This is a genomic window from Nocardia flavorosea NBRC 108225 (assembly GCF_001613385.1).
In the GTDB taxonomy this organism is placed as follows: domain Bacteria; phylum Actinomycetota; class Actinomycetes; order Mycobacteriales; family Mycobacteriaceae; genus Nocardia; species Nocardia flavorosea.
Genome location: NZ_BDCG01000012.1, coordinates 288,595 through 308,682 on the forward strand (window position 1 = coordinate 288,595; position 20,088 = coordinate 308,682).

Here is a 20,088-nt window from a genome sequence, read left to right on the forward strand (position 1 = left end):
ACCGGGTTCGGTACCGCCCTGCGCACGGTCGACGGCCGGCCGCGAGAGACAATCGTGCCGTGACGAGTTCCGCCGACAGTCCGGCCTTCACCTATTCCGAGGTGGGCGCCACCCGCGGCTCGATGCCCGCCGGTTCCCACCGCCTGGAGATCCGCCGCCCGCTCGGCCGCGGACAGGACGATTTCCGGCGTTTCGGGGATGCTGTGCTGGCCTACCGGATGCAGCGCGGCCTGGGCCTGCTGGCCGATGCACAGACGCCACGGGCCGAGCCAGGGGCGCATGTCACGGTCCGGCTCGGTATCGGGCGGTTCGGCGTGCTCGCGCCGTGCCGGGTGGTGTATGTCCTGGATGAGGACGATCGCCGCGGGTTCGCCTACGGCACACTGCCGGGGCATCCGGAATCGGGTGAGGAACTGTTCGCGGTCGAATACGATCGCGCGACGGCGACGGTGTACGGGGTGGTCAGAGCATTCTCGCGGCCCGCGGCCTGGTATACCCGCGCCGGTGGGCCGGTGGCCCGGGCCGCACAACGCCTCGCCGCCGAAGCGTATCTCGTCACCCTGCGCCGGACGCCCGTCACGCCATGACGCTGTCTTTTCAACTATTGCAATCATTGATGAACTAGCGGGTTCGCTATAAACTCGCGGATATGGTGCACTTTTCCGGCCGCAAGCGGCTGTCGTGACGACCCCCCGGCGCGGACGGGTCACCCAGCACCGGGTGGCGCAGACGGTGGCGGACGAATTGCGCACACGTATCCTCAACGGCACCGACGATTACCGGCTGCCGACCCAGGACCAGCTGGTGCAGGAATTCGGTGTCTCCTATCCCTCGATCCGCGAGGCGATCCGCATTCTCGAAACCGAAGGGCTGGTCACCGTGCGCCGCGGCAATGTCGGTGGCGCCGAGGTGCACCGGCCCGACGAAACGTCGGCGGCGTACCACCTCGGGCTCGCCCTCCAAGGCGGACGCGTGACCTTGCGTGATCTGGCCTCCGGGCTGCAGATGCTGGAACCGATGTGCGCGGCCGAATGCGCCCGCCGGGAAGACCGCCTCGAGGTGGTCGTGCCGGTACTCACCGAGAACATCGAGAAATCGAAGGGGCTGGTGGACGACGGGGTCGCCTTCACGCAGACCGCACGTGAATTCCACGATCTGGTGGTCTCTTTCACGCCGAATTCGACCGTCCGCTATGTGGTGAGCAGTCTGGTCGCGCTGTGGTCGGCACAGGAGGAGGCGTGGGCCGAGGCGCTCACCGGTCGCGGCGAGTATCCGTCACGGGAGCAGGCGCTGGCCGCGGTGCGCACCCATCAGAAAATCGTCGACGATATCGCCTCCGGTCAGGCCTCGGCGGCCGAGCATATGGCCTGCGCGCATCTCGCGGCGACGCAGGCGCTGCTGCTGGACCGGTTCGACGACGGCATCGTGAATGCGTCCTCGACCATGGCCCAGCAGGCGATCCGCGGTGCCCAGAGCATGCGCCGCTGACCTACAGCCGCGCCGCGCCCGGGATATCGGTGACGGGTCCCGGTTCGAACGCGCGAATCATCGCGTCCTGGGTGAACGAGGCGATCAACCGGCCGCTGCCGGTGCTGATCTGGCCACGAATATACGCGGAACCGGCCCCCACGAAGGTGGCCTCGTGGTGGTAGCGCAACCAGCCGTCCCACTTCACGGGATCGTGGAAGGTCACCGCGATTCCCATCGGCGCCGTCGACAGGGTGTGGTGGGCTTGTGCGGTACCCAGTCCGGGATGCGGGCGCAGCGCCGTGGAGATCCCGAGGTGCCCGGTGAAATGCGCGAGTACCGCGCGGTGCAGATCGTCTCGGGACGGAACGTCGTCGTAGCGCAGCCAGGCGTCCACCACCGGCGGGCCGGTTTCGCCGGGGTCGTCGATATCGGTGCAGCCTGTGATTCGGACCTCGCGTCCGGGCAGCGGCAGGCTTTCGGCCGGGAGGGCTTCGTCCGGGCCGGATACCGGTGGCCCGGTGGGTGCGTCGCGGCGGACGAGGTCGGGCTGCGGCGTATCCAGCAGCACTGTGCAGCTCGTGCGGACCTTCAATTCCTGACGGGCGGTCACAGTGGCGCTCGCGAAACTACGACCGGCCTTGATCGGGGTGACGATGAAGTCCAGTGGGATATCGGGGTCGGCGGCGGAAACGAACAGTGCGTGCGCGTTACGCACGGTGTGGCCGGGCAGGGCCTTGCCGGCCGCAACGATGCTCTGCCCGAGGATCTGGCTACCGTCGACCACCCGGCGGGCTCCCCCGTCACTGTCGCCGAAATAGCGCGACGGAACCACCGGGTCGGGCCGGACATCGAAGATCTCCAGCATCCGCGCCATCGACGATTCGGGGATAGCACCCGGCGGTGGGGTGGCGTTCACGAGCGCACCCCCGTGTACCGGCCGGCACCGATCGTCACCTGGACGACGGACTGGTCGAAGGCGATATAGCCGGCCAGGCGCGACACCTGCGAGTGCGGCTGCGGGTAACACCACGCGATCCATGGACGGTCGCTGTCCGGGAGGGTCCAGTACGACGCCTCGCCTTTGAAGGGGCACACCGTATGCAGTTCGACGGTTTCGAGCAGGCCCGAGTTCACCGCCTGCGGCGGGAAGTACACCACCAGGCCGTGATCCTGTTCGTCCACCAGCAGGCATTCGTCGCTGACGGCCAGTTGCCGACCACCGAGGGTGGCGGTCATCGTATTGGTACGGGCCAGCAGCTCGACCCGGTAATCGGGGCGGTGCAGATACCCGGAAGGTACGGTTTCTTTGCTCATCATTGCTCCGAATCTCGATCGGACGGGGTCGCCGGAAACGGCTCGGCCGCTTCGGGGGCGTAGCCGAGAATGCTCTTGACCTCGAGGTATTCCTCGAAACCGGCTTCACCCCATTCACGGCCGTTACCGCTCTTCTTGTAACCGCCGAACGGCGCCGCGAAATCGAACCCGCCGTTGATGGTGATCGAGCCGGCCCGCAGGCGCCGGGCGACGGCCCGGGCCTGATCCAGATCACGGCCCGCGACGAACCCGGCGAGACCGTATTCGGTGTCGTTGGCGATGGCGACGGCATCGTCGATATCGTCGTAGCCGATGATCACCAGCACCGGACCGAAGATCTCCTCCCGCGCGATGGTCATATCGTTGGTGACATCGGCGAAGACGGTGGGTTTGACGTAGTAGCCCTTCGTCAGGCCGTCCGGGCGCCCGGGGCCGCCGGCTACCAGAGTGGCGCCCTCGTCGATTCCCTTCTGGATCAGGGATTGGATCTTCTCGAACTGTGCGGCGGCGACCACAGGACCGACCGCGACGTCACCGGTGGGATCACCGACGGTGATCGCTTCGGCAGCGGCGCGGGCGGCCTCGATCGCCTCCGCCATCCGAGTGCCGGGAACCAGCATTCGCGCGGGTGAACTACAGGTCTGGCCGGAATTGCCCATCATGTTCCCGACGCCCGCGCCGACATTGGTGGCGAAATCCGGGTCGTCGAGGACGATATTCGGGCCTTTGCCGCCCAGTTCCTGGGTCACTCGTTTCACGGTCGGTGCCGCGTTACGAGAAATTTCTACCCCGGCGCGGGTGGATCCGGTGAACGAGATCATGTCGACCTCGGGATGCTGCGACAGCGGAACGCCGACACCCGGGCCGTCGCCCTGTACCAGGTTGAACACACCGGCCGGTACACCGGCGGCGGCGAGGATCTCGGTGAAGATCTGCCCGGTGAACGGTGAACGTTCGGACGGTTTCAGCACCATCGTGCAGCCGGTCCCCAGCGCGGGGAAAACCTTCACCGCGATCTGGTTCATCGGCCAGTTCCACGGCGTGATCAGCCCGCAGACTCCGATCGGTTCCTTCACGATCAACGTGGCGCCACGCTGTTCTTCGAACCGGTAGTTCTCCAGGATCCCGATCGCCTGCTGCAGATGGCCCGCCGCCAGATCCACCTGGAATCCGTTCGCCAGTCCGGCCGGAGCGCCCATCTCCTCGGTGAGTGCGGCCGCCAGATCCGGGGTGCGCTTCTGGTATTCCGCGCCGATGGCCCGGAACAGGTCCAGCCGTTCGGCGACCGTACTCGCGGCCCAGACCGGAAAGGCCGCGCGCGCCGCGGCCACGGCTGCGTCCACATCCGCGGCCGAGCCGGCCGCGACCTTCCCGGCAACTTCTTCGGTGGCGGGGTCGACCACGTCGAAGGTCTGGCCACCGGCCGGTTCGACCCAGTGCCCGCCGATATAGAACTTCAGGTATCCGCGCATCACTGCATCCCTTCCGCGTACCAGGTGCGGAACTCGTCGTAGCTCGGCATTTCCTCGGAATTGGCCTTCGGATCCACCGCCACGTGGATGACGCCGGGTTTTCCACTGGCGAACGCGCGTTCGATGGCGGGGGCGATCTCGGCGTCGGTGTCGACGTATTCGCCGTAGCAGCCGAAACCTTCGGCGACCTTGTCGAGGCGGGTCTCTTTACTCCAGTGCACCGCGGTTTCCCGCGAGCCCTGACCGAACGTGCGTTTGTAGACGCCGACCTCGAGACCCCACGCGTAGTCGACCGCGACCACGGTGACGAGCGGAAGGTTCAGCCGGGCGGCGGTTTCCAGTTCGGCGATCTGGAACTGGAACGAGGAGTCGCCGGTGATCAGCAGGACCGGTCGTTCACCGCCGTCGGCCACCGAGGCGCCCACCGCGTACGGCAGGCCGGTGCCGAGGTGCCCGAAGTTCTGGTTCCAGATCACATCGTGCGGTTTGCACTGTGTGTAGGTCCAGCCGAAGATCGTGGTGGCGCCGCCGTCGCGGACCAGGATTCCGTCGGCGGGGAAATCCCTGGTGGCCTCCACGATTAAACGGGCCGGATGCACCGGCGACATTCCGGACGGCGCCGATTCGGCGAGTTCGGCCAGCCGGGTGGCGTCCTGTTCGATCCACCGGGCCAGTTCCGGGGTGGCGGTGCGCGGAGTGTCCTTCAGGGCGGCGATGAGCTGGGGTACGACGGCGCGCAGATCACCGACCAGCGGTACGTCGATGGGGCGGTTGACGCCGATGGCGGTGGGGTCCTGTTCGATCAGGACCCATTTCCGGAGGGCTTCGTTCTCCAGCCAGTGCCGGCCCCGGCCGTAGTGCACCGGTTCGCCGAGTTCGGTGCCGATGGCCAGGCACAGATCCGATTGCACGACGGCTTCCACCGCCGACGGCGAGAACCCGTACGGGAAGGTGCGGTCCTCCAGGCCGTCGATGAAGGAGGTACCGCCCGAGGTCTGCACGACCGGGCAGGCCATGAGATCGGCGAGTTCCTTCACCGAGGCACCGGCGCGGGAGGTGTGCACCCCGTGCCCGACCAGCAGGACGGGCTGCTTCGCCTGACGGATGAGCTCGGCGGCCTCGTCGATCTTGTCCTGACCGGCTGTCTGGCCGACCAGCCGGTACCGGTGCGGCGGCAGCGGGTCCGCAACATCGAGCTCTTCCTGGATGACATGCGACGGGTATTCGATGTACACCGGGCCGGGTACGCCGGTCAGTGCCTTGCGCAGGCCTTCGCGAATGATCTCGTCGGTCTGGTCGGCGTATTCGATACTCGCCGCGTACTTCACCGAAGGTTCCAGCAGCCCGGACTGTTTCACGAACTGGATCCGCCCGCGGCGCACCCGCTGTTCGGTGATCCGCGCGCGCTGCCCGCCCAGGAAGATCACCGGCGAATTCTCCACCTTGGCGCACATCATCGCACCGGCCATATTCGCCATACCGGGCCCGAGGGTGCCGATACAGACGGCGGCCTTACCGGTCATCCGGGAGACCGCCTCGGCCATGAATCCGGCCGATTCCTCGTGGTGCGGCGACACCACATTCCAGCCGCGTTCGTCGGCCAGATGGAACAGGTGCACGAAATTCGGGTCGGGGATACCGAAAATCGTATTGATACCTTCGGCCTCGAAGAGGTCCAGAATTCGTTCGTAAACCTTGACCGCCATATTCACTGTCCTCCCGTGGCCATTGCGAAACTCCGGCCGATATGGTCGCTGTGCGCCGACGGCACCACCGGCAGCAACCACGAATCGGTGGTCTCGCGTATGTCGTCGATCTGTTCGCCGACGTCCTCGATCGACCACTGCGGCCGGTAGACGCCGGGGGTTTCCGCGATATAGGCCCGTGCCACCCGCCCCGCCAGCGCGACCAGCATCTCACCGCTGACCGTGCAGGATTCGTGGGCCAGCCAGCCCACCGCAGGGGCGACCAGCTCGGGTTCCATCGGCGGATATTTCGAGGTGTCCAGGCCGTCGGCCAGCCGGGTCACCGCCGCGGGCACGATCACATTGGATTTCACCCCGTGTTCGGCGCCCTCGAGCGCGATCACATTCGACAATCCGATCACGCCGGCCTTGGCGACAGCGTAATTCGCGACGTTCCGGTTGCCGTACAGTCCACCGATCGAGGAGGTGAGGATTACCCGGCCGTAACCGGCGTCGCGCATCACCGGGAATGCCGCGCGCGCCACATGGAATGCGCCCCGCAGATGCACGTCGAGCACGGAATCGAAGTCCTCGTAGGACATTTCGGCCAATGGCGCATAACGGACATTGCCGGCGTTGTGGATGAGGATATCGACGCGACCATAGGTGTCGAGGGCCGTGTCGATGATCGCGCGTCCGCCTTCCGGGCTCGCCACGGAATCGGCATTCGACACCGCGTCCCCACCGGCATCCCGGATCTCGGCGGCCACAGCACCGGCCACACCGGCATCGACATCACCGCCCGGGATACTTCCGCCGATATCATTGACCACGACTTTCGCACCACGCGCGCCGAGCATCAGGGCATAGGCCCGCCCCAGCCCGCGACCGGCACCGGTCACGACGGCCACCCGGCCGTCGAACCGCTTTTCCGGACCTGATTCGCTCATGTTCTGCCCACCATGAATGAGCGAGGGCCCTACGGGGCCACGCTCCGCTACCGCCTCCGGGCCTGACTCGCTCATTCGCCCAGCACCAGACCCTCGAGGCGGCCGGTCCCGCGCCATTCCTGCAGCAGCTCCTCCAGGGCGTAGAAGCCCGGCCAGTACGGCTCTCCGAGATGGGATCGGATGTTCTGCTCGCCCTCGTTGTTGTAGTAACCCGGCGTGCACTCGCGCTGGAAATTGCTGTTGTCGACGGCGGTTTCCTTGATGGTGGTACACCATCCTTCGACGGCCTCCGGGGTCGGTTCCACGACTTTCGCGTCCCGGTTCAGCGCTTCACCGATGATGTAGGCGGCATGGGTGGCCTGCTGATCGAACATATCGGTGGTGCTGGCGGTCACGCCGCCCTGCACGAACCCGGTGAAGAAGATATTCGGGAAACCGTTACTGGTGAGGCCGTGCAAAGTGCGGTAGCCGTTCGCCCAATGCTCGTAGAGCGACAGCCCGTCCCGGCCGGTGAACGGGTGGATACCGTAGCGGCGGTCCAGATCGGTGGTGATTTCGAATCCGCTGGCGAAGATGATGCAGTCCACTTCGTGTTCCACACCGCCGGCCACGATACCAGCGGCGGTGATCCGCTCGACGCCCTTGGTCTTCGATACGTCGACCAGGGTGACATTCGGTCGGTTGTAGGCCGGCAGGTATTCGTCGTTGAAACAGGGTCGCTTGCAGAGGAAGCGGTAATACGGTTTGAGCGCGGCCGCGGTCACCGGATCCTCGACGATCTCGTCCACCCGCTGCCGGACCCGTTCCATGGCCCGGTAGTCCTGGATCTCGCGGATCTCCATGAACTTCTCCGGGGTCACCTCGGCCCAGCCGTCGATTTCGTCCAGGTAGGCCTGCACATTCCGGCTCACCTCGGTCCAGCCGTCGCATACCAGATCCGGCTGGCCGGGCGCGAACGCCTCGAACGCGGCGGTGTGGAAATTGCGGCGCCGTTCCAGCTGCCAGCCCGGCTGCAACGATTTCGCCCATTCCGGATCGGTCGGAACGTTACCCCGTTCGTTGATATAGGACGGGGTCCGCTGGAAAACGTACAGATGCTCGGCCGACCGGGCGATATGCGGAATGATCTGGATCCCGCTGGCACCGGTCCCGATCACCGCGACCTTCTTGTCCTCCAGCCCCGTGAGACCGCCGCGCATATCACCGCCGGTGTAGGCGTAATCCCAGCGGGCCGAATGGAATGTATGCCCGGTGAAATCGTTGATACCGGGGATACCGGGGAGCTTCGGCTTGTTGAACGGACCCTGCGCCATGACGACGAACCGGGCCAGGATCCGGTCGTCGCGATTGGTACCGATCCGCCAGCGCCGCAGCGTCTCATCCCATTCCAGCGATTTCGTCATCGTCGAGAAGATCGCCTTCTCGTACAGTCCGAAATGCTTCCCGATGCGCTGGGCGTGCTCGAAGCATTCGTCACCGTAGGCGTACTTCTGGGTCGGGATGTACCCGGTTTCCTCGAGGAGCGGCAGATAGCAGTAGGCGTCGGAATCGCATTGGATACCGGGATAGCGGTTCCAGTACCAGGCGCCGCCGAAATCGCCGGCCAGCTCGATGATCCGGAAATCCTCGACGCCGGCCTGGGTGAGCCGCGCGCCTGCGGTCAAACCGGCCCATCCCCCGCCCAGGACCACCACATCGACTTCCTCGGTGATGGGTTCGCGCGGTGTCACCGGAGTGTAGGGATCGCCTTCGAAAACCTCGGCGAACCCGTCCTCGCTGGCGACGTACTGCTGTTGCCCTTCCGATCGCAGCCGCTTATCGCGTTCGGCCAGATACCTGGCCCGTAACGCGGCATGGTCGATATCGGGGGTCTGCGTGGGTGCGCAGTTGTTCATTCGGATTCCTCGGTGCTGGATCGAGCCGGCGGCGCCGGGTCAGGTGAGGTCACGCGGTGCGCCGGTGCCCATGTATTTCGCGAGGTTGTGATGCAGGTTGACGACACTGCGCTCCCGATACGGATTCGGTTTCGGGCCGGTGAAACCGGCGGTTTTCATACCCTGCTGGACCGCCGCCATATTGTCGAAATCCTGTGGCAGCACAGTGCGCCAGCCCGGATCGTCCTGTGGCGTGTGGATCCATTCCGTGTCCGGCGCTTCGCCTTCCGGGAACAGTTCGTAGACCGCGGCCTCGAAAATACATTTGTCCGGGTCGTAGCCGTAGGGTCGCGCGCTGTAGCAGAGCATATTGTTCACCGCGTGCCCGATCTGGAAGTTCGGGAAGATCTGCCATGCGGTACCGGCCGCCGCCACCTGGGCCGGCGCAACGGTCGGCCAGATGACGCCGCGTTTCTCGTCCGCGGCGCGCGCCGATGCCAGCCAGTGCTGCATCACCTCGGGTGCCGGGGTGCCCTCCGGTAGTTCCTCGGTGAGCCGCCGCGCCGCCTCCACCATGGTCCAGGTGGTGTTGGTGTTGGCGTTCTCCCAGGTGAAGTTCTGCAGTTCGATCGTGGATTTGCGGGCGTCGGGGCCGTGGCCGAGCCGGATCTTGCCCTGGCTCTCTTCTTGGCCCTTAGGGGCGTCGTAGCCGATATTGCTGTGTTTGCCCTGGGCCCGCGCCCAACCCAGGAACATGCCGAAGTTCATGAACTCCGGATGGGTGTAGGGCACGTGGTAGGTCTCCATGAAGGCTTCCAGCGCAACCTTCCAGTTGCAGTCGAACACCAGCCACCGCCGCCAGCGGTAACGCATGTTCTGCAACTGGAACGGATCGAGCAGCGACGCGGCGGGCTCCAGGTATTCCAGCAGGGTTTCCGACGGATTCGGGTCCAGGTTGACGAAGATCCAGCCGCCCCAGGTATCGACATGCACGTCGACCAGTCCGTCGTTGCGTTCGGTGAGCCCGCAGGGCCAGTCTTCGCGTTCGGGGACGAAGGTGTTGCGGCCTTCGAGGTCGTACCGCCAGCCGTGGAATCCGCAGACGAATTGTTTCTTCTGTCCCTTGGCATTGCGCTCGCCGGGCGGGGTGTCGACCAGTCTGCGGCCGCGGTGAGCGCACACATTGTGGTAAGCACGGATCGTGTCCTCGGCGGTGCGCACGATGATGATCGAATCGTCGAGGATGTCGTAGGTGAGATAATCGCCCACGCGCGGGATCTCCTCGACCCGGCCCACCTGCTGCCAGACCTTGCGCCACAACTTGTCGCGTTCGGCCTTCACGTATTCGGGACTGAGGTAGGCCTCCACCCCGATCGTCATCGGCGCGGACAGCGGTTCGGTGTTCGTGGCGATATCGTCGACAGTCTTGCTCATGCCTCCGCTTCGCTCCGGCCCGAGCGAGGGCTCGGCTGTGTCGATCGGTCGCTCGCTGCGCTCGCTCATGGCGTTCTCCCACCCCGGGTCCGGGGACAGTCGGTGTCGGTGCAATGCATTTCGGTGGTCAGCTGGTGATGGCGGCGCGGAAGCCCTCGTCCTTCAGGAACAGTGAGGTGTTGTCCGCGCCCAGATGGGTCCATTTCAGGTTGAGCCCGCCGTCGACCAGGATCGTCTGCCCGGTGATATAGGACGACAGCTGGGAGAGCAGGAACAGCACGGCACCGGCCTGCTCTTCGGGCCGGCCGCGGCGGCCCATCGCGATCGCGGTGCGATCGCGTTCGACGTCCTCGTCGACATAGGTTCCCGAGGCCGGAGTTTCGGTGACACCGGGCGCGATCGCGTTCACCCGGATATCACTGAGGGCCAGTTCGACCGCCAGCGTCCGGGTCGCGGCGACGAGGGCGGCTTTCGCGGTGCCGTAGGCGATATGGAACGGGGCGGTGTTCATCCCGCTGATCGACGACAGCGATACGATCGAGCCCGCCCGGCCGGCCGCTTTGATCTCCGCGGCCACCGCCTGGCTCATGAAAAACATCGATTCGAGGTTCTGCGCGAACAGGGCCCGCCAGTCCTCACGCGTCACCCGGGTGGCCGGCATCCAGGTGGCGGGTGCGGCACCGCCGGCGATATTGACCAGGCCGTAGAGGTCCCCGTCGGCCTTTCGCGCGGCCTCGAGCACCGTGGCCACACCTTCATCGGTGGCGGCATCGGCCTGCACCGGGACGACCTTCAGCCCCTCGTTCGCCAGCGGTTCCACATGTTTCGCCAGGTTCTCCGCGCCCCGCCCGACCCCGAGCACGGTCGCCCCGGCCTGCGCGGCCAGCCGCGTCACAGCGGTGCCGATCCCGCCGCCGCCCGCGCCGGACACGATCACCACGCGCCCGTCGAGGCCGAAGAATTCGCGTGTCATGGTTGTTTCACCCGTCCTTCCGGAATGCGAGCACACTGCCCTCGGCGTCGGCGGCGATATACAGAGTTCCGTCCGGGCCGGCCGCGATACCCGCGAACGGGCCCTGCGGTCCGGAGAACGGCGGCATACCCAGCAGCGGTTTCGGCGTCACGCCGGGCGGCGCGCCCACCGGCAGATTCCAAGCGAGCACCTCGCGAGCTTTGGTCTCCAGATCGACCGCGACCAGGTTCTTGGTACCGGAATCGACGATCAGCAGCTGCGATCCGCGAATGAGCAGGCCCTGCGGAGTGTCGAGACCGTCCACCACCGTGTCCACTCCCCCGGCGGTCACCGAGACCACCCGGCCCGCACCGGATTCGGTGACCAGGCAGGTGCCGTCCGCGGTGAACGCGATACCGATCGGCTTGTCCAGCCCGGTGGCCAGCACCTCGACTCCGCCGTCACCGCGCACCCCGAGCACCCGGCCGGTGCCGAATTCGGTGGTCACGATCTTTCCGCCGGGTCCGGCTTCGATCCCGTACAACTGATCGAGCGGCGCTTCGGCGCCGGCCAGGAATTCACTCTCCCCGCTCGCGGGCCGCCACCGGGCGATCTGGCCGCCTGCGGTGGCGACGAGGAATTCACCCGGCCCGGCGGCGGTCACACCGCGCACGAAGCCCGGATACCCCGGGCTGAACAGCATGCCCAGGGTTTCGAGCCCGTCGGGACCGACCGTATAGAAGTAGGTGCCGTCGGCGACGAACAGCGTCCCGTCGGGACCGACGGTCAGATCCAGCGGCCAGTTCAGCCCGCCCGGCAGCGTGGTGCGGGTGGTGCCGTCGGCGCGGATTTCGGTGATCTCGCCGGTGAAGTTGGAGACGAACAACCGGCCGTTCACCAGCGTGCAGTTGTCGAGGCCCGGAGTGAGCTGGGCGAGGACGGTTTTCTCGCCGTTGCGGGGATCGATCCGCAGTACCTGCCCCGAGGCGACCTGGGTGGACACGATGCATCCGTCCGCATCGAACTTCACCGAATCCGGTACGCCGAGATCCCCGGCGACCCGTTCGGGTTCGCCACCGTCGGGATGAATCCGCCAGATCTCGTTGAGCCCCATCACCGGGTAATAGAGCAACCCGTCGGGACCCACCTCCATCGCGTTCGGCTGTTCCAGGTTTTCCAGCAGGATGCGCGGCGCGCCACCGTCGAGCGGCAATTCCATGAGCCGGCCGCCGGGCCGGCATTCGTTGACGAACAACCGGCCCTGATACACCGTGATGCCGTTGGCGCTGGGCAGATCCGCGCGCAGCAAGCGAGTGGTGCCGTCGGCGTTGCGGGCGCTCACGCGACCGTCCATCACCTCGGTGGCATACAGGTTGCCGTCCGGGTCGAACGCGCAATCGTCGGGCGCGACGATATCGCCGCCCTTGGCGCTGATGGTTTCGATCGCGCCGGTATCGATATCGAGTGCGCTGATCTGACTCCCGGTCACCTGGGCGATATAGATCCGCCCGTCCGGCCCGGTCCGTAACCCGTTGGCCCCGAACAGCCGGCTGGGCGGGGTGATCCGCCACTGACTCCAGCCCGCCGCGACCCCGATCGATCGGCCGCCCTGATAGCGAGCCTCTTGCTGCAACATTCCGACTGACTCCCAACCGACCCGGCCGCTAGCGCTGATCCGCCTCCATGTCGAGGACTTGTAAGGAATTTAACGCTCCATCCAAGCAAGCGCAATAAGTATTGCAATCTTTGTAAGGATACGTGCGAGCATGGGATATCCACCTGAGTACGACCGTTTTCGAAGACCCCGGAGAACCGATATCGACACCGGGGCCACCAGTGGAGAGAATATCATTCTCCATATAGGAAATTGACGACTCCGACCAGATCGCCCCAGTGGTCCCCACCGCGTAGATCAGGCACTATGCCGGCGATCGGCGGCATACCCGGCGGGTCTGCGCCGACTGCCGGAGACTCCGACTCCGACTGCGTGCCGGGGGCCAGGAGTATGTGCGACCGGCCGGCCGCCTGCGCCGGCCACGCGCCGGAGGAATCCATACGAGGTCAGCTGCGGCAGCGGTCAGCACATCGACGCCGAAACAGCGCAAGCCGGGTCCACCGGGTACCGGCGGCCGCGTATCCGCGACCCCCTACAGTGGGACCATCTCGGCGTAGGAACCACAGTCACCGGCAAAGGAGGGGAATGCCACGGGAACTGGCAGATCTACCGTTTGCGCGATGGCTGGAGCCGGTCGGCGGCCTCGACGTCGAGCGTGAGTACGACTGCGCCCGGTTCGAGGATATGGTTGCGGCCGATCCCGATCTCCGCAATACGGTGTTCGGCCAGTGCGCCTTCCGCGCGGTGCATATCGACCACGGTGTGGCCGGTGGCGCCCGGTTCGCCGATGTCTGGCTACACGGTGTCCGGTTCACCGGTACGGATATGCCGGATGCCGCATGGCTGGACGCGGAGGTGATCGACGGGGCCTGGTCGGGGGTGGAGGCCAGCGGTGCCGAACTGCGCCGCGTGGTCTTCCACAACTGCAAACTGGACTCGGTGAACTTCCGGAATGCCCGTTTGACCAAGGTCCGTTTCGTCGATTGCGTGCTCCGGCATGTCGATTTCGGGAGCGCGAAGCTGTCGGAAGTGAGCTTCCCGGGCTCCGAGATATCGGCGTTGACGGTGCGTAATGCGCAGCTGAAAAAGGTCGACTTCCGGCGCGCACACAGTATCGGTATCGCCGACGGGGTCGAGTCGGTGCGAGGTGCACTCGTCACACCGGGGCAACTACTGGACCTGGCGCCGGCGCTTGCCGCGGCGGTCGGACTCGCTGTCGAGGAGTGAGCCTCAGCGGGTGACCGCGCGGGCCACTGTGCGCGCGACTTCTTCGTCGCCGAGGGCGCTGTCCTGGATCAGCGCGTGTGACAACACCGTCCGCACCACCACTTCGGCCGCTCGACGCGGAGGCAGGGCGAGCGCTGCCTCGTCACCGGCCGCGACGAACGGTTCGGCGAAGGCGGCCACGGTTTCGACCAGATTCAGCCGTGTTCCCTCGTGTGCGATGGCCAGGGTGAGCAACCAGCCGGGTTCGTGCATCCGGAGGTAGTTGAACGCGCGATGGCCGCGTAGGTAGTTCAGCGCAAAAAGTGTTGCCGCCCGAACGACTTCTGCGGCACCGGCGGTGATATCGATCGCGACAAACGCGGCGGCCACCATCTTCGCCACTTCGTGGCGGCCCACGGCGGAGACGAGCCCGTCCTTGTCTCCGAATTCTCGATAGGCGGTCGCGCGCGAGACCCCGGCGCGCGCGGCGACGGCACCGTGGGTGAGGCCGTCCAAACCGCTTTCCGCGATGAGCGCGACGGCGGCTTCCAGCAGCTCGTCCGACGATCGGGTGGAAGAGGTCATAGGTCTTTCTACCTTGGGTTGCCGCGATGGGGGTTGCCTCACCCAACCTACTGAGACTAATTTTACGATCAGTCTCAGAACGGGCCGCGTAGCCGAGCCCTGGGATTTCAGGACGATGACGACGGAGGCGCAGATGTCGAGGACCGGCAATACGGCGGCCCGGGGCCGGGCGGTGGTACTGGGCGCGAGTATGGCCGGTCTACTGGCAGCCCGGGTGCTGGGGAACATTTCACCGAAGTCGTCGTACTCGAACGCGACGACCTGTCGGCCCCGGGGGACCGTCGCGGAGTCCCCCAGGGCCGCCACGTCCATGCACTGCTCGCCCGGGGGCGACTCGTCCTGGAGCAGCTCTTCCCGGGCATCACCGCGGAACTACTCGCCGACGGCGCGGTCGAATGCCGATCCCTCACCGAGATGCGGATGACGGTGGCCGGGCACACTCTCCGTCAGGCCGACGCCGGATATTCGCTGCTCCAGGCCAGCCGCCCATTTCTCGAATGGCGGGTACGCGGCCGGGTTCGCGCGCTCCCCGGTGTGGAACTGGTCGACCACACCGCGGTATCCGGATTGCTCTTCGATACCGGCCGCGCCCGGGTCACGGGTGTGCGCACAGCCGACGGGCGGGAATTCGATGCCGACCTGGTGGTCGGCTGCCTGGGCTGGCACGGTCCGGTCGACGAATGGCTGACCGGGCTCGGCTACGAGCGACCCGCGGAACACGGTGTGCGGATCGATATGAAGTACGCCAGCCGATACGTGCGACTACCGCCCCGCTCGGTCGGCGGTGACAAGGAGATCGTGATCGCGAACCAGAACCCGGCCCGGGGGCTGGCCCTGTTCGCGGTGGAAGACGGCGCGCATATCCTCACGCTGATCGGCTACGGCAGCGACCACCCGCCCACCGATCCGGACGGGTTCTGGCGTTTCGCCGCGTCGGTGGCGCCCCGGGATGTGCGCGAAGCACTGGTGGGCGCAGAGGTTCTCAGCGATATCGCCACCTACCGGTATCCGGCCAACCGGCGACGCCGCTACGAGCGGCTGACCAGGTTTCCGGACGGACTACTCGTGCTGGGTGACGCGGTATGCAGTTTCAGCCCCGCGTTCGGGCAGGGAATGACCGTCTCGGCGCTGCAGGCGCGACAACTGGGCGAAGTCCTCGCCATCGGTGACCACGACCTGCGCCGTCGGTACTTCCGCGCCGTCGCCCGGACGATCGACGACGCCTGGCGGATCACCGAACTGTTCGATCTGGCGATGCCACATGTGGATGCGGCGGGCCGGAAACCACTGCGGGCGCTCGGCGCGCTGGCGGGGGTCGCCATGGCCATCGGGGAACGCGACGCGGCGATCGGCACCCGCATCGCCCGGATCGCCGGTCTGCTGGACGGCCCGGAGACGCTACTGCGGCCCGCACCGGCCGGACGCGCGGCGCTCGCCGCGGGCACGCTCGCGGCGGCCGCTGTGCTCCGGCTCCCCCGTGACCGCAATACACGGCCCGCGCCGCTGTTCGACCCGCTGCCGCACGGCCCCGCACGCGGTTTCCATCGGCTGGTGGTGCGTTCGGTGGTCCGCGATACCGGCGACAGTGCGATCGTCGAGTTCGATATCCCCGCGCACCTGCGCAGCCGTTTCACCTACACCGCCGGACAGCATCTGGTGATCCGCGGCACCCGCTGCGGCGAACCGGTCCGCCGCAGCTACTCCCTGTGCGATGCCCCGGGGGCGGGCCGGGTGCGTATCGCCGTGAAACGGCAACCGGGTGGCGCGTTCTCGTCGTATGTCCTCGACGAGCGCATCACGGGGCCGGCATTGTATGTTTCCGAACCGTCGGGAGTTTTCACTCCCGAGCTAGACCCCACCGCCTGCCACGAGTACACCGCGGTCGCCGCCGGTTCCGGGATCACTCCGATCGTCGCTATCATCGCCGCGGTACTGGAGGCCGAACCGGACAGCGTTTTCACGCTGCATTACGGCAGCCGCCACCGCGCCGGCATCATGCTCGCGCGGTCCGTGCGTGAGTTGTGCGACCGCTACCCCGGGAGGCTCCGGGCCGTCCACTACCTGTCCCGGCAGCATCCGCGAAATGCGCAGGATTCCGGCGTGCAGTACCGATCCGGGCGGATGGCGGCGGCCGATATCGCCCGGCAGCACGCCGACCGCTGGTTTCTGTGCGGGCCGAAAACACTGGTAACCGAAACCGTCGACGCCCTACACGCACGAGGCGTTCCCGGATCACGTATCCAGGTGGAGCTCTTCGACACCCGCACCCCGCATCGTCCGCCGGCCGTCGCCGGGTCCGCGACCAGCCGGGTCACCCTGGCCGGGTACGGCGAACCTCTGGAATTCGATATGCCGCGGGACCGGACGATCCTGGACGCCGCACTGGACGAGCGCGAAGACCTTCCGTACTCGTGCCTCGGCGGCTCCTGCGGAACCTGCCTCGCCGTCGTCGCCGACGGGCACGCCGAAATGGAGCCCGACCCCTTGCTGGCGATCACCGGCGACGAGATCACGCGCGGTCGGGTACTGGCCTGCCGCGCGCGGCCGGTCACCGAGCAGGTCACGTTGCGTTTCGGATCCGGCCCGGCCGAGAAGTCACGGACACCGGAATCGGTCCCCGGCCGGGCCCCGGTCTCCCCTGGCGGCGCCGGGCACTAGCTGGTCACGGTCTCCAGGACGGCCGTGGTGGCGTCGGCGATGGCCTGATCGCTCGGAGCGGCCATGGGGTAGCCGATGGTCGAGCGGCTGAAGATGACCAGGACGACCGAGGTTCCGGTGGGGCTCCACACCACACCGGCATCGTTGACGGTGCCGTAGGCGCCGGTACCGGATTTATCGGCCGCGACCCAGCCGACCGGCAGGCCTTCGCGCATCCGCTCACCCGAGGTGACGCTCGAACGCATCCAGCCGGTGAGCATCCGCCGGTGCTCGGGAATCAGCGCATTACCGAGGACCAGCCGGTGCAGACCGCCGGCGAATGCGGCGGGAGTGCTGGTATCACGGGTGTCACCGGGGAGGGCTTCGTTGAGTGCGGGTTCCCAGCGGTCCAGCCTGGTCTGGGTATCGCCGAGCGTGCGGGCCAGGGCGGTGACCGCGGGCGGACCACCGATGCGGCGCAGGATGAGGTTGGCGGCCGTGTTGTCATTGCGTACAAGGGTCGCTTGGCACAGGTCGTACCAGCTGAGGGTTTCACCGGCTCGGTAGCTGGTGGTCGGTGACGCGATCACGATATCGGAGCGCAGGATCGGGACCTGCTCGTTCAGGTCCACTTCCCCGCGTTCGGCGAGGCGCAGCAGCGCGGCGACCGCGTACACCTTGAAGGTGGACGTGAGAGCGAACCGGTCCGTGGCATTCCACTCGAAGGTCCGTGCGCCCGTCGGGCTGTAGGCGGCAATCCCGAACAGCACATCGTGGCGTTCCTGGATCTCCATCAGCGTATTGCTGAGGTCGGCGACGGCCGGCGGGCTGATCGTGGCCGGTGTCGATGTGCTGGGCTCGCTCGGATCGGAACCGCATGCGGTGACGGCGAACGCGGTGACGGCCAGGACGGCCACCAGCGATCGGCGCGGAACGCGGAATTCTGATCGGATCGGTTTCACATCGGCAGCACACACGTGTCCGTGGCCGGTCGCCAATATCCGACACTCCCGCACACGATACGCAACAGATATAGCAGCAGCTGAACCAGGGTTTCGGCCCGCGAAACCGGCGCTGAAACCGCAGTTGGACGGTGGCCGGTCGGGACGCTGGTTCAATATGGCTATGGACCTCATCCGCCACCTCGGCTATTTCGTCGCCATCGCGGACGAGGGACATTTCGGACGCGCGGCGACAGTTCTCGATATGACCCAGCCGCCGCTGTCCCAGGGTTTGCGGCGACTGGAGACCCAACTCGGAGTCGAACTCGTGCACCGCACGCGGCAGGGCGCGGTACTCACGGCGGCCGGCCGGCAACTCCTGCCGCGGGCCCGGCTGCTGGTCGACGACGCGGCCCGGCTGCTGGCCGAGGCGCAGCGGATCGCCCGTACCCGCGGCACGGTGCACTGGGGCGCCACCACTGCGCTCGCCGACCGGATCCTCACTGCCTGTGTGACCGCGCTACGCACCGAGAAGAACAGCGGTGACGCCGTGTCCACCACAGTGGCCGCCACGGTCGACCTGGTGTCGGCGGTGCGGTCGGGATTGTGTGATGTGGCGGTGATCGAACATCCGGCACTGGTCGACGGTGTGGAGGCCGGACCGGTGGTGAAACTACCGCGCTGGATCGTGGTGCCCGCCGAACATCGCAGCGCCGCGACCGAACGCCCGGTGTTTCCGATGCTGGCCGACCTCACCTATGCGGCGTATCCGCGCGCCGCAAATCCCCCGGCCTCCGATACGGTCCGGGACCTGTTGCGTGAGCGCGGGCTCGACGCGCCGACGGTCACCGTGCACGACGATCGCTCGATACTCGCCGCAGTGGCCGCCGGAACCAGTTTCGGTCTCACCACCACGCCACCGTCCGATATCCCGGGCGTCGCCTGGTTGCGGATGGCACCGCAGGCGGTGGCGTTGCGCTGCCGGGTGATCCACCGGGCAGGGGCAGAAGAACAGGCCGATGCCTTGGACAGCGTGCTGTACCGGGAACGAGTACGGTGACCGTCGCCGAGCGGATCCACGCGGTATTCGCCGATGCGGGCTGCACCGGCCGATTGCATGCCAGGCGGTGTGACGGTGGCGCCGCGGAGGTCTCGATCGGCGGCACCGAACGGGTGGTGACCGCCTCGGTGTACAAACTTCCGCTACTGCTCGCGTATTGCCGCGCGGTGGACGCCGGCCGGATCGACCCGCTGGAACGGCTCACCCTCATCCCTGCCGAATGCACCCCCGGCCCCACCGGGATCTCCGCCTTGCACGATCCGGTCACCATGAGCCGCCGCGATCTGGCGACCTCGATGATGACATTGTCCGACAATGCCGCGGCAGATCTGCTGCTGGGCGAGATCGGTCTCGCAGAGGTGCACGACCTGCTGCAATCGCTCGGGCTCCTGCGGACCCGGCTGGTCGGCGGCACCGCCGATATCCAGCGCGGCCTGATCTCCGATACCGATACCCACAGCACGGTGGAAGCTTTCGCGGCGCTGGCCGACAACGACGAGGCGTGGACGGTATCCGCCTACGATCCCGCCTACACGAGCGCGACCACGCCGGAGGAGATGACCCGGCTGCTGTCGGCCCTGTGGCGCGGTGAAGTGGTGTCGGCGGAACAAACAGCTTTCGCGCAAGCGGTGATGCGCCGCCAGGTCTGGCCGCACCGGATCGCGGCCGGATTCCCGCACCGCGGAGTATCAGTGGCCGGGAAAACCGGGACCATCGGGATCATTCGCAACGAGATCGCCGTGGTCGAATTTCCCGAGGAGTACCCGGTAGCGGTGGCGGTGTTCACCCGCGCCGCGCGCGCCGATCCCGCGGTCCCCGCCGTCGATGCCGCGATCGCCGAGGCCGCCCGCATAGCGGTCACCGAAATGCGCCGTGCCTTGCCCGGCGAGTGA

Annotated in this window: 17 protein-coding genes; 6 read left to right on the plus strand and 11 right to left on the minus strand. The window is 66.8% G+C overall.

The features are described 5' to 3' along the window. Positions 1-59: 59 nt before the first annotated feature. Both NFL01S_RS14310 and NFL01S_RS14315 read left to right on the plus strand, forming a co-directional pair. Positions 60-587 carry a DUF1990 domain-containing protein gene (locus tag NFL01S_RS14310; RefSeq protein ID WP_062975337.1) on the plus strand — a complete coding sequence of 176 codons (528 nt, stop codon included), beginning with the start codon at positions 60-62 and terminating at the stop codon, positions 585-587. A gap of 94 nt (positions 588-681) precedes the next feature. Then, positions 682-1,488 (plus strand): FadR/GntR family transcriptional regulator, encoded by an 807-nt coding sequence (locus NFL01S_RS14315; RefSeq protein ID WP_062975339.1) that lies wholly within the window; start codon positions 682-684, stop codon positions 1,486-1,488. 1 nt (position 1,489) lies between these two features. Here NFL01S_RS14315 and NFL01S_RS14320 read toward each other — a convergent pair whose 3' ends face one another. From NFL01S_RS14320 to NFL01S_RS14360, 9 genes are all read right to left on the minus strand, one after another. Beyond that, on the minus strand, positions 1,490-2,386 hold the full coding sequence (locus tag NFL01S_RS14320; protein ID WP_245670691.1) for an acyl-CoA thioesterase: 897 nt from the start codon (positions 2,384-2,386) through the stop codon (positions 1,490-1,492). Beyond that, a complete protein-coding gene (locus NFL01S_RS14325) occupies positions 2,383-2,784 on the minus strand; it encodes a DUF427 domain-containing protein (RefSeq protein WP_062975341.1) in 402 nt (133 codons plus the stop codon). The genes NFL01S_RS14320 and NFL01S_RS14325 overlap by 4 nt, the downstream gene beginning before the upstream one ends. After that, positions 2,784-4,256, minus strand: coding sequence for an aldehyde dehydrogenase family protein (locus NFL01S_RS14330; protein ID WP_062975895.1), 1,473 nt, complete (start codon positions 4,254-4,256; stop codon positions 2,784-2,786). The genes NFL01S_RS14325 and NFL01S_RS14330 overlap by 1 nt, the downstream gene beginning before the upstream one ends. Further along, positions 4,256-5,962 carry a thiamine pyrophosphate-binding protein gene (locus NFL01S_RS14335; RefSeq protein WP_062975343.1) on the minus strand — a complete coding sequence of 569 codons (1,707 nt, stop codon included), beginning with the start codon at positions 5,960-5,962 and terminating at the stop codon, positions 4,256-4,258. Before NFL01S_RS14335 ends, NFL01S_RS14330 begins: the two co-directional genes overlap by 1 nt. 2 nt (positions 5,963-5,964) lie before the next feature. Beyond that, positions 5,965-6,891 carry an SDR family NAD(P)-dependent oxidoreductase gene (locus tag NFL01S_RS14340; RefSeq protein ID WP_062975345.1) on the minus strand — a complete coding sequence of 309 codons (927 nt, stop codon included), beginning with the start codon at positions 6,889-6,891 and terminating at the stop codon, positions 5,965-5,967. 71 nt (positions 6,892-6,962) lie between these two features. After that, positions 6,963-8,786, minus strand: coding sequence for a flavin-containing monooxygenase (locus NFL01S_RS14345; protein WP_062975348.1), 1,824 nt, complete (start codon positions 8,784-8,786; stop codon positions 6,963-6,965). Between the two features lie 39 nt (positions 8,787-8,825). Next, positions 8,826-10,199 carry an aromatic ring-hydroxylating oxygenase subunit alpha gene (locus NFL01S_RS14350; RefSeq protein WP_062975897.1) on the minus strand — a complete coding sequence of 458 codons (1,374 nt, stop codon included), beginning with the start codon at positions 10,197-10,199 and terminating at the stop codon, positions 8,826-8,828. A 127-nt stretch (positions 10,200-10,326) separates the two neighbouring features. After that, positions 10,327-11,172 (minus strand): SDR family NAD(P)-dependent oxidoreductase, encoded by an 846-nt coding sequence (locus tag NFL01S_RS14355; RefSeq protein ID WP_062975350.1) that lies wholly within the window; start codon positions 11,170-11,172, stop codon positions 10,327-10,329. A 7-nt stretch (positions 11,173-11,179) separates the two neighbouring features. After that, a complete protein-coding gene (locus NFL01S_RS14360; RefSeq protein WP_062975352.1) occupies positions 11,180-12,787 on the minus strand; it encodes an SMP-30/gluconolactonase/LRE family protein in 1,608 nt (535 codons plus the stop codon). Positions 12,788-13,351: 564 nt separating this feature from the next. Between NFL01S_RS14360 and NFL01S_RS14370 the strand changes: the two genes are divergently transcribed. Next, positions 13,352-13,993 (plus strand): pentapeptide repeat-containing protein, encoded by a 642-nt coding sequence (locus NFL01S_RS14370; RefSeq protein WP_062975355.1) that lies wholly within the window; start codon positions 13,352-13,354, stop codon positions 13,991-13,993. Between the two features lie 3 nt (positions 13,994-13,996). Here NFL01S_RS14370 and NFL01S_RS14375 read toward each other — a convergent pair whose 3' ends face one another. Beyond that, on the minus strand, positions 13,997-14,557 hold the full coding sequence (locus NFL01S_RS14375) for a TetR/AcrR family transcriptional regulator (protein WP_062975356.1): 561 nt from the start codon (positions 14,555-14,557) through the stop codon (positions 13,997-13,999). A gap of 414 nt (positions 14,558-14,971) precedes the next feature. Between NFL01S_RS14375 and NFL01S_RS14380 the strand changes: the two genes are divergently transcribed. Continuing rightward, positions 14,972-17,215: a 2Fe-2S iron-sulfur cluster-binding protein gene (locus tag NFL01S_RS14380; RefSeq protein ID WP_062975357.1), complete on the plus strand. Its 2,244-nt coding sequence runs from the start codon at positions 14,972-14,974 to the stop codon at positions 17,213-17,215. Here NFL01S_RS14380 and bla read toward each other — a convergent pair. After that, positions 17,212-18,156, minus strand: coding sequence for a class A beta-lactamase (gene bla, locus NFL01S_RS14385; RefSeq protein ID WP_062975899.1), 945 nt, complete (start codon positions 18,154-18,156; stop codon positions 17,212-17,214). The genes NFL01S_RS14380 and bla overlap by 4 nt on opposite strands. Positions 18,157-18,319: 163 nt before the next feature. On the opposite strand from bla, the gene NFL01S_RS14390 reads away from it, so the two are divergent. Continuing rightward, on the plus strand, positions 18,320-19,195 hold the full coding sequence (locus NFL01S_RS14390; protein WP_062975359.1) for a LysR family transcriptional regulator: 876 nt from the start codon (positions 18,320-18,322) through the stop codon (positions 19,193-19,195). Continuing rightward, positions 19,192-20,088 (plus strand): serine hydrolase, encoded by an 897-nt coding sequence (locus tag NFL01S_RS14395; RefSeq protein WP_062975361.1) that lies wholly within the window; start codon positions 19,192-19,194, stop codon positions 20,086-20,088. The genes NFL01S_RS14390 and NFL01S_RS14395 overlap by 4 nt, the downstream gene beginning before the upstream one ends.

Bases quoted from the DNA above. Each gene is read 5' to 3' on its own strand.
- NFL01S_RS14325 (WP_062975341.1), bottom strand. From the start codon at position 2,784: ATGAGCAAAGAAACCGTACCTTCCGGGTATCTGCACCGCCCCGATTAC.
- NFL01S_RS14330 (WP_062975895.1), bottom strand. From the start codon at position 4,256: ATGCGCGGATACCTGAAGTTCTATATCGGCGGGCACTGGGTCGAACCG.
- NFL01S_RS14335 (WP_062975343.1), bottom strand. From the start codon at position 5,962: ATGGCGGTCAAGGTTTACGAACGAATTCTGGACCTCTTCGAGGCCGAA.
- NFL01S_RS14340 (WP_062975345.1), bottom strand. From the start codon at position 6,891: ATGAGCGAATCAGGTCCGGAAAAGCGGTTCGACGGCCGGGTGGCCGTC.
- NFL01S_RS14345 (WP_062975348.1), bottom strand. From the start codon at position 8,786: ATGAACAACTGCGCACCCACGCAGACCCCCGATATCGACCATGCCGCG.
- NFL01S_RS14350 (WP_062975897.1), bottom strand. From the start codon at position 10,199: ATGAGCAAGACTGTCGACGATATCGCCACGAACACCGAACCGCTGTCC.
- NFL01S_RS14355 (WP_062975350.1), bottom strand. From the start codon at position 11,172: ATGACACGCGAATTCTTCGGCCTCGACGGGCGCGTGGTGATCGTGTCC.
- NFL01S_RS14360 (WP_062975352.1), bottom strand. From the start codon at position 12,787: ATGTTGCAGCAAGAGGCTCGCTATCAGGGCGGCCGATCGATCGGGGTC.
- NFL01S_RS14370 (WP_062975355.1), top strand. From the start codon at position 13,352: ATGCCACGGGAACTGGCAGATCTACCGTTTGCGCGATGGCTGGAGCCG.
- NFL01S_RS14375 (WP_062975356.1), bottom strand. From the start codon at position 14,557: ATGACCTCTTCCACCCGATCGTCGGACGAGCTGCTGGAAGCCGCCGTC.
- NFL01S_RS14380 (WP_062975357.1), top strand. From the start codon at position 14,972: ATGCGGATGACGGTGGCCGGGCACACTCTCCGTCAGGCCGACGCCGGA.
- NFL01S_RS14390 (WP_062975359.1), top strand. From the start codon at position 18,320: ATGGACCTCATCCGCCACCTCGGCTATTTCGTCGCCATCGCGGACGAG.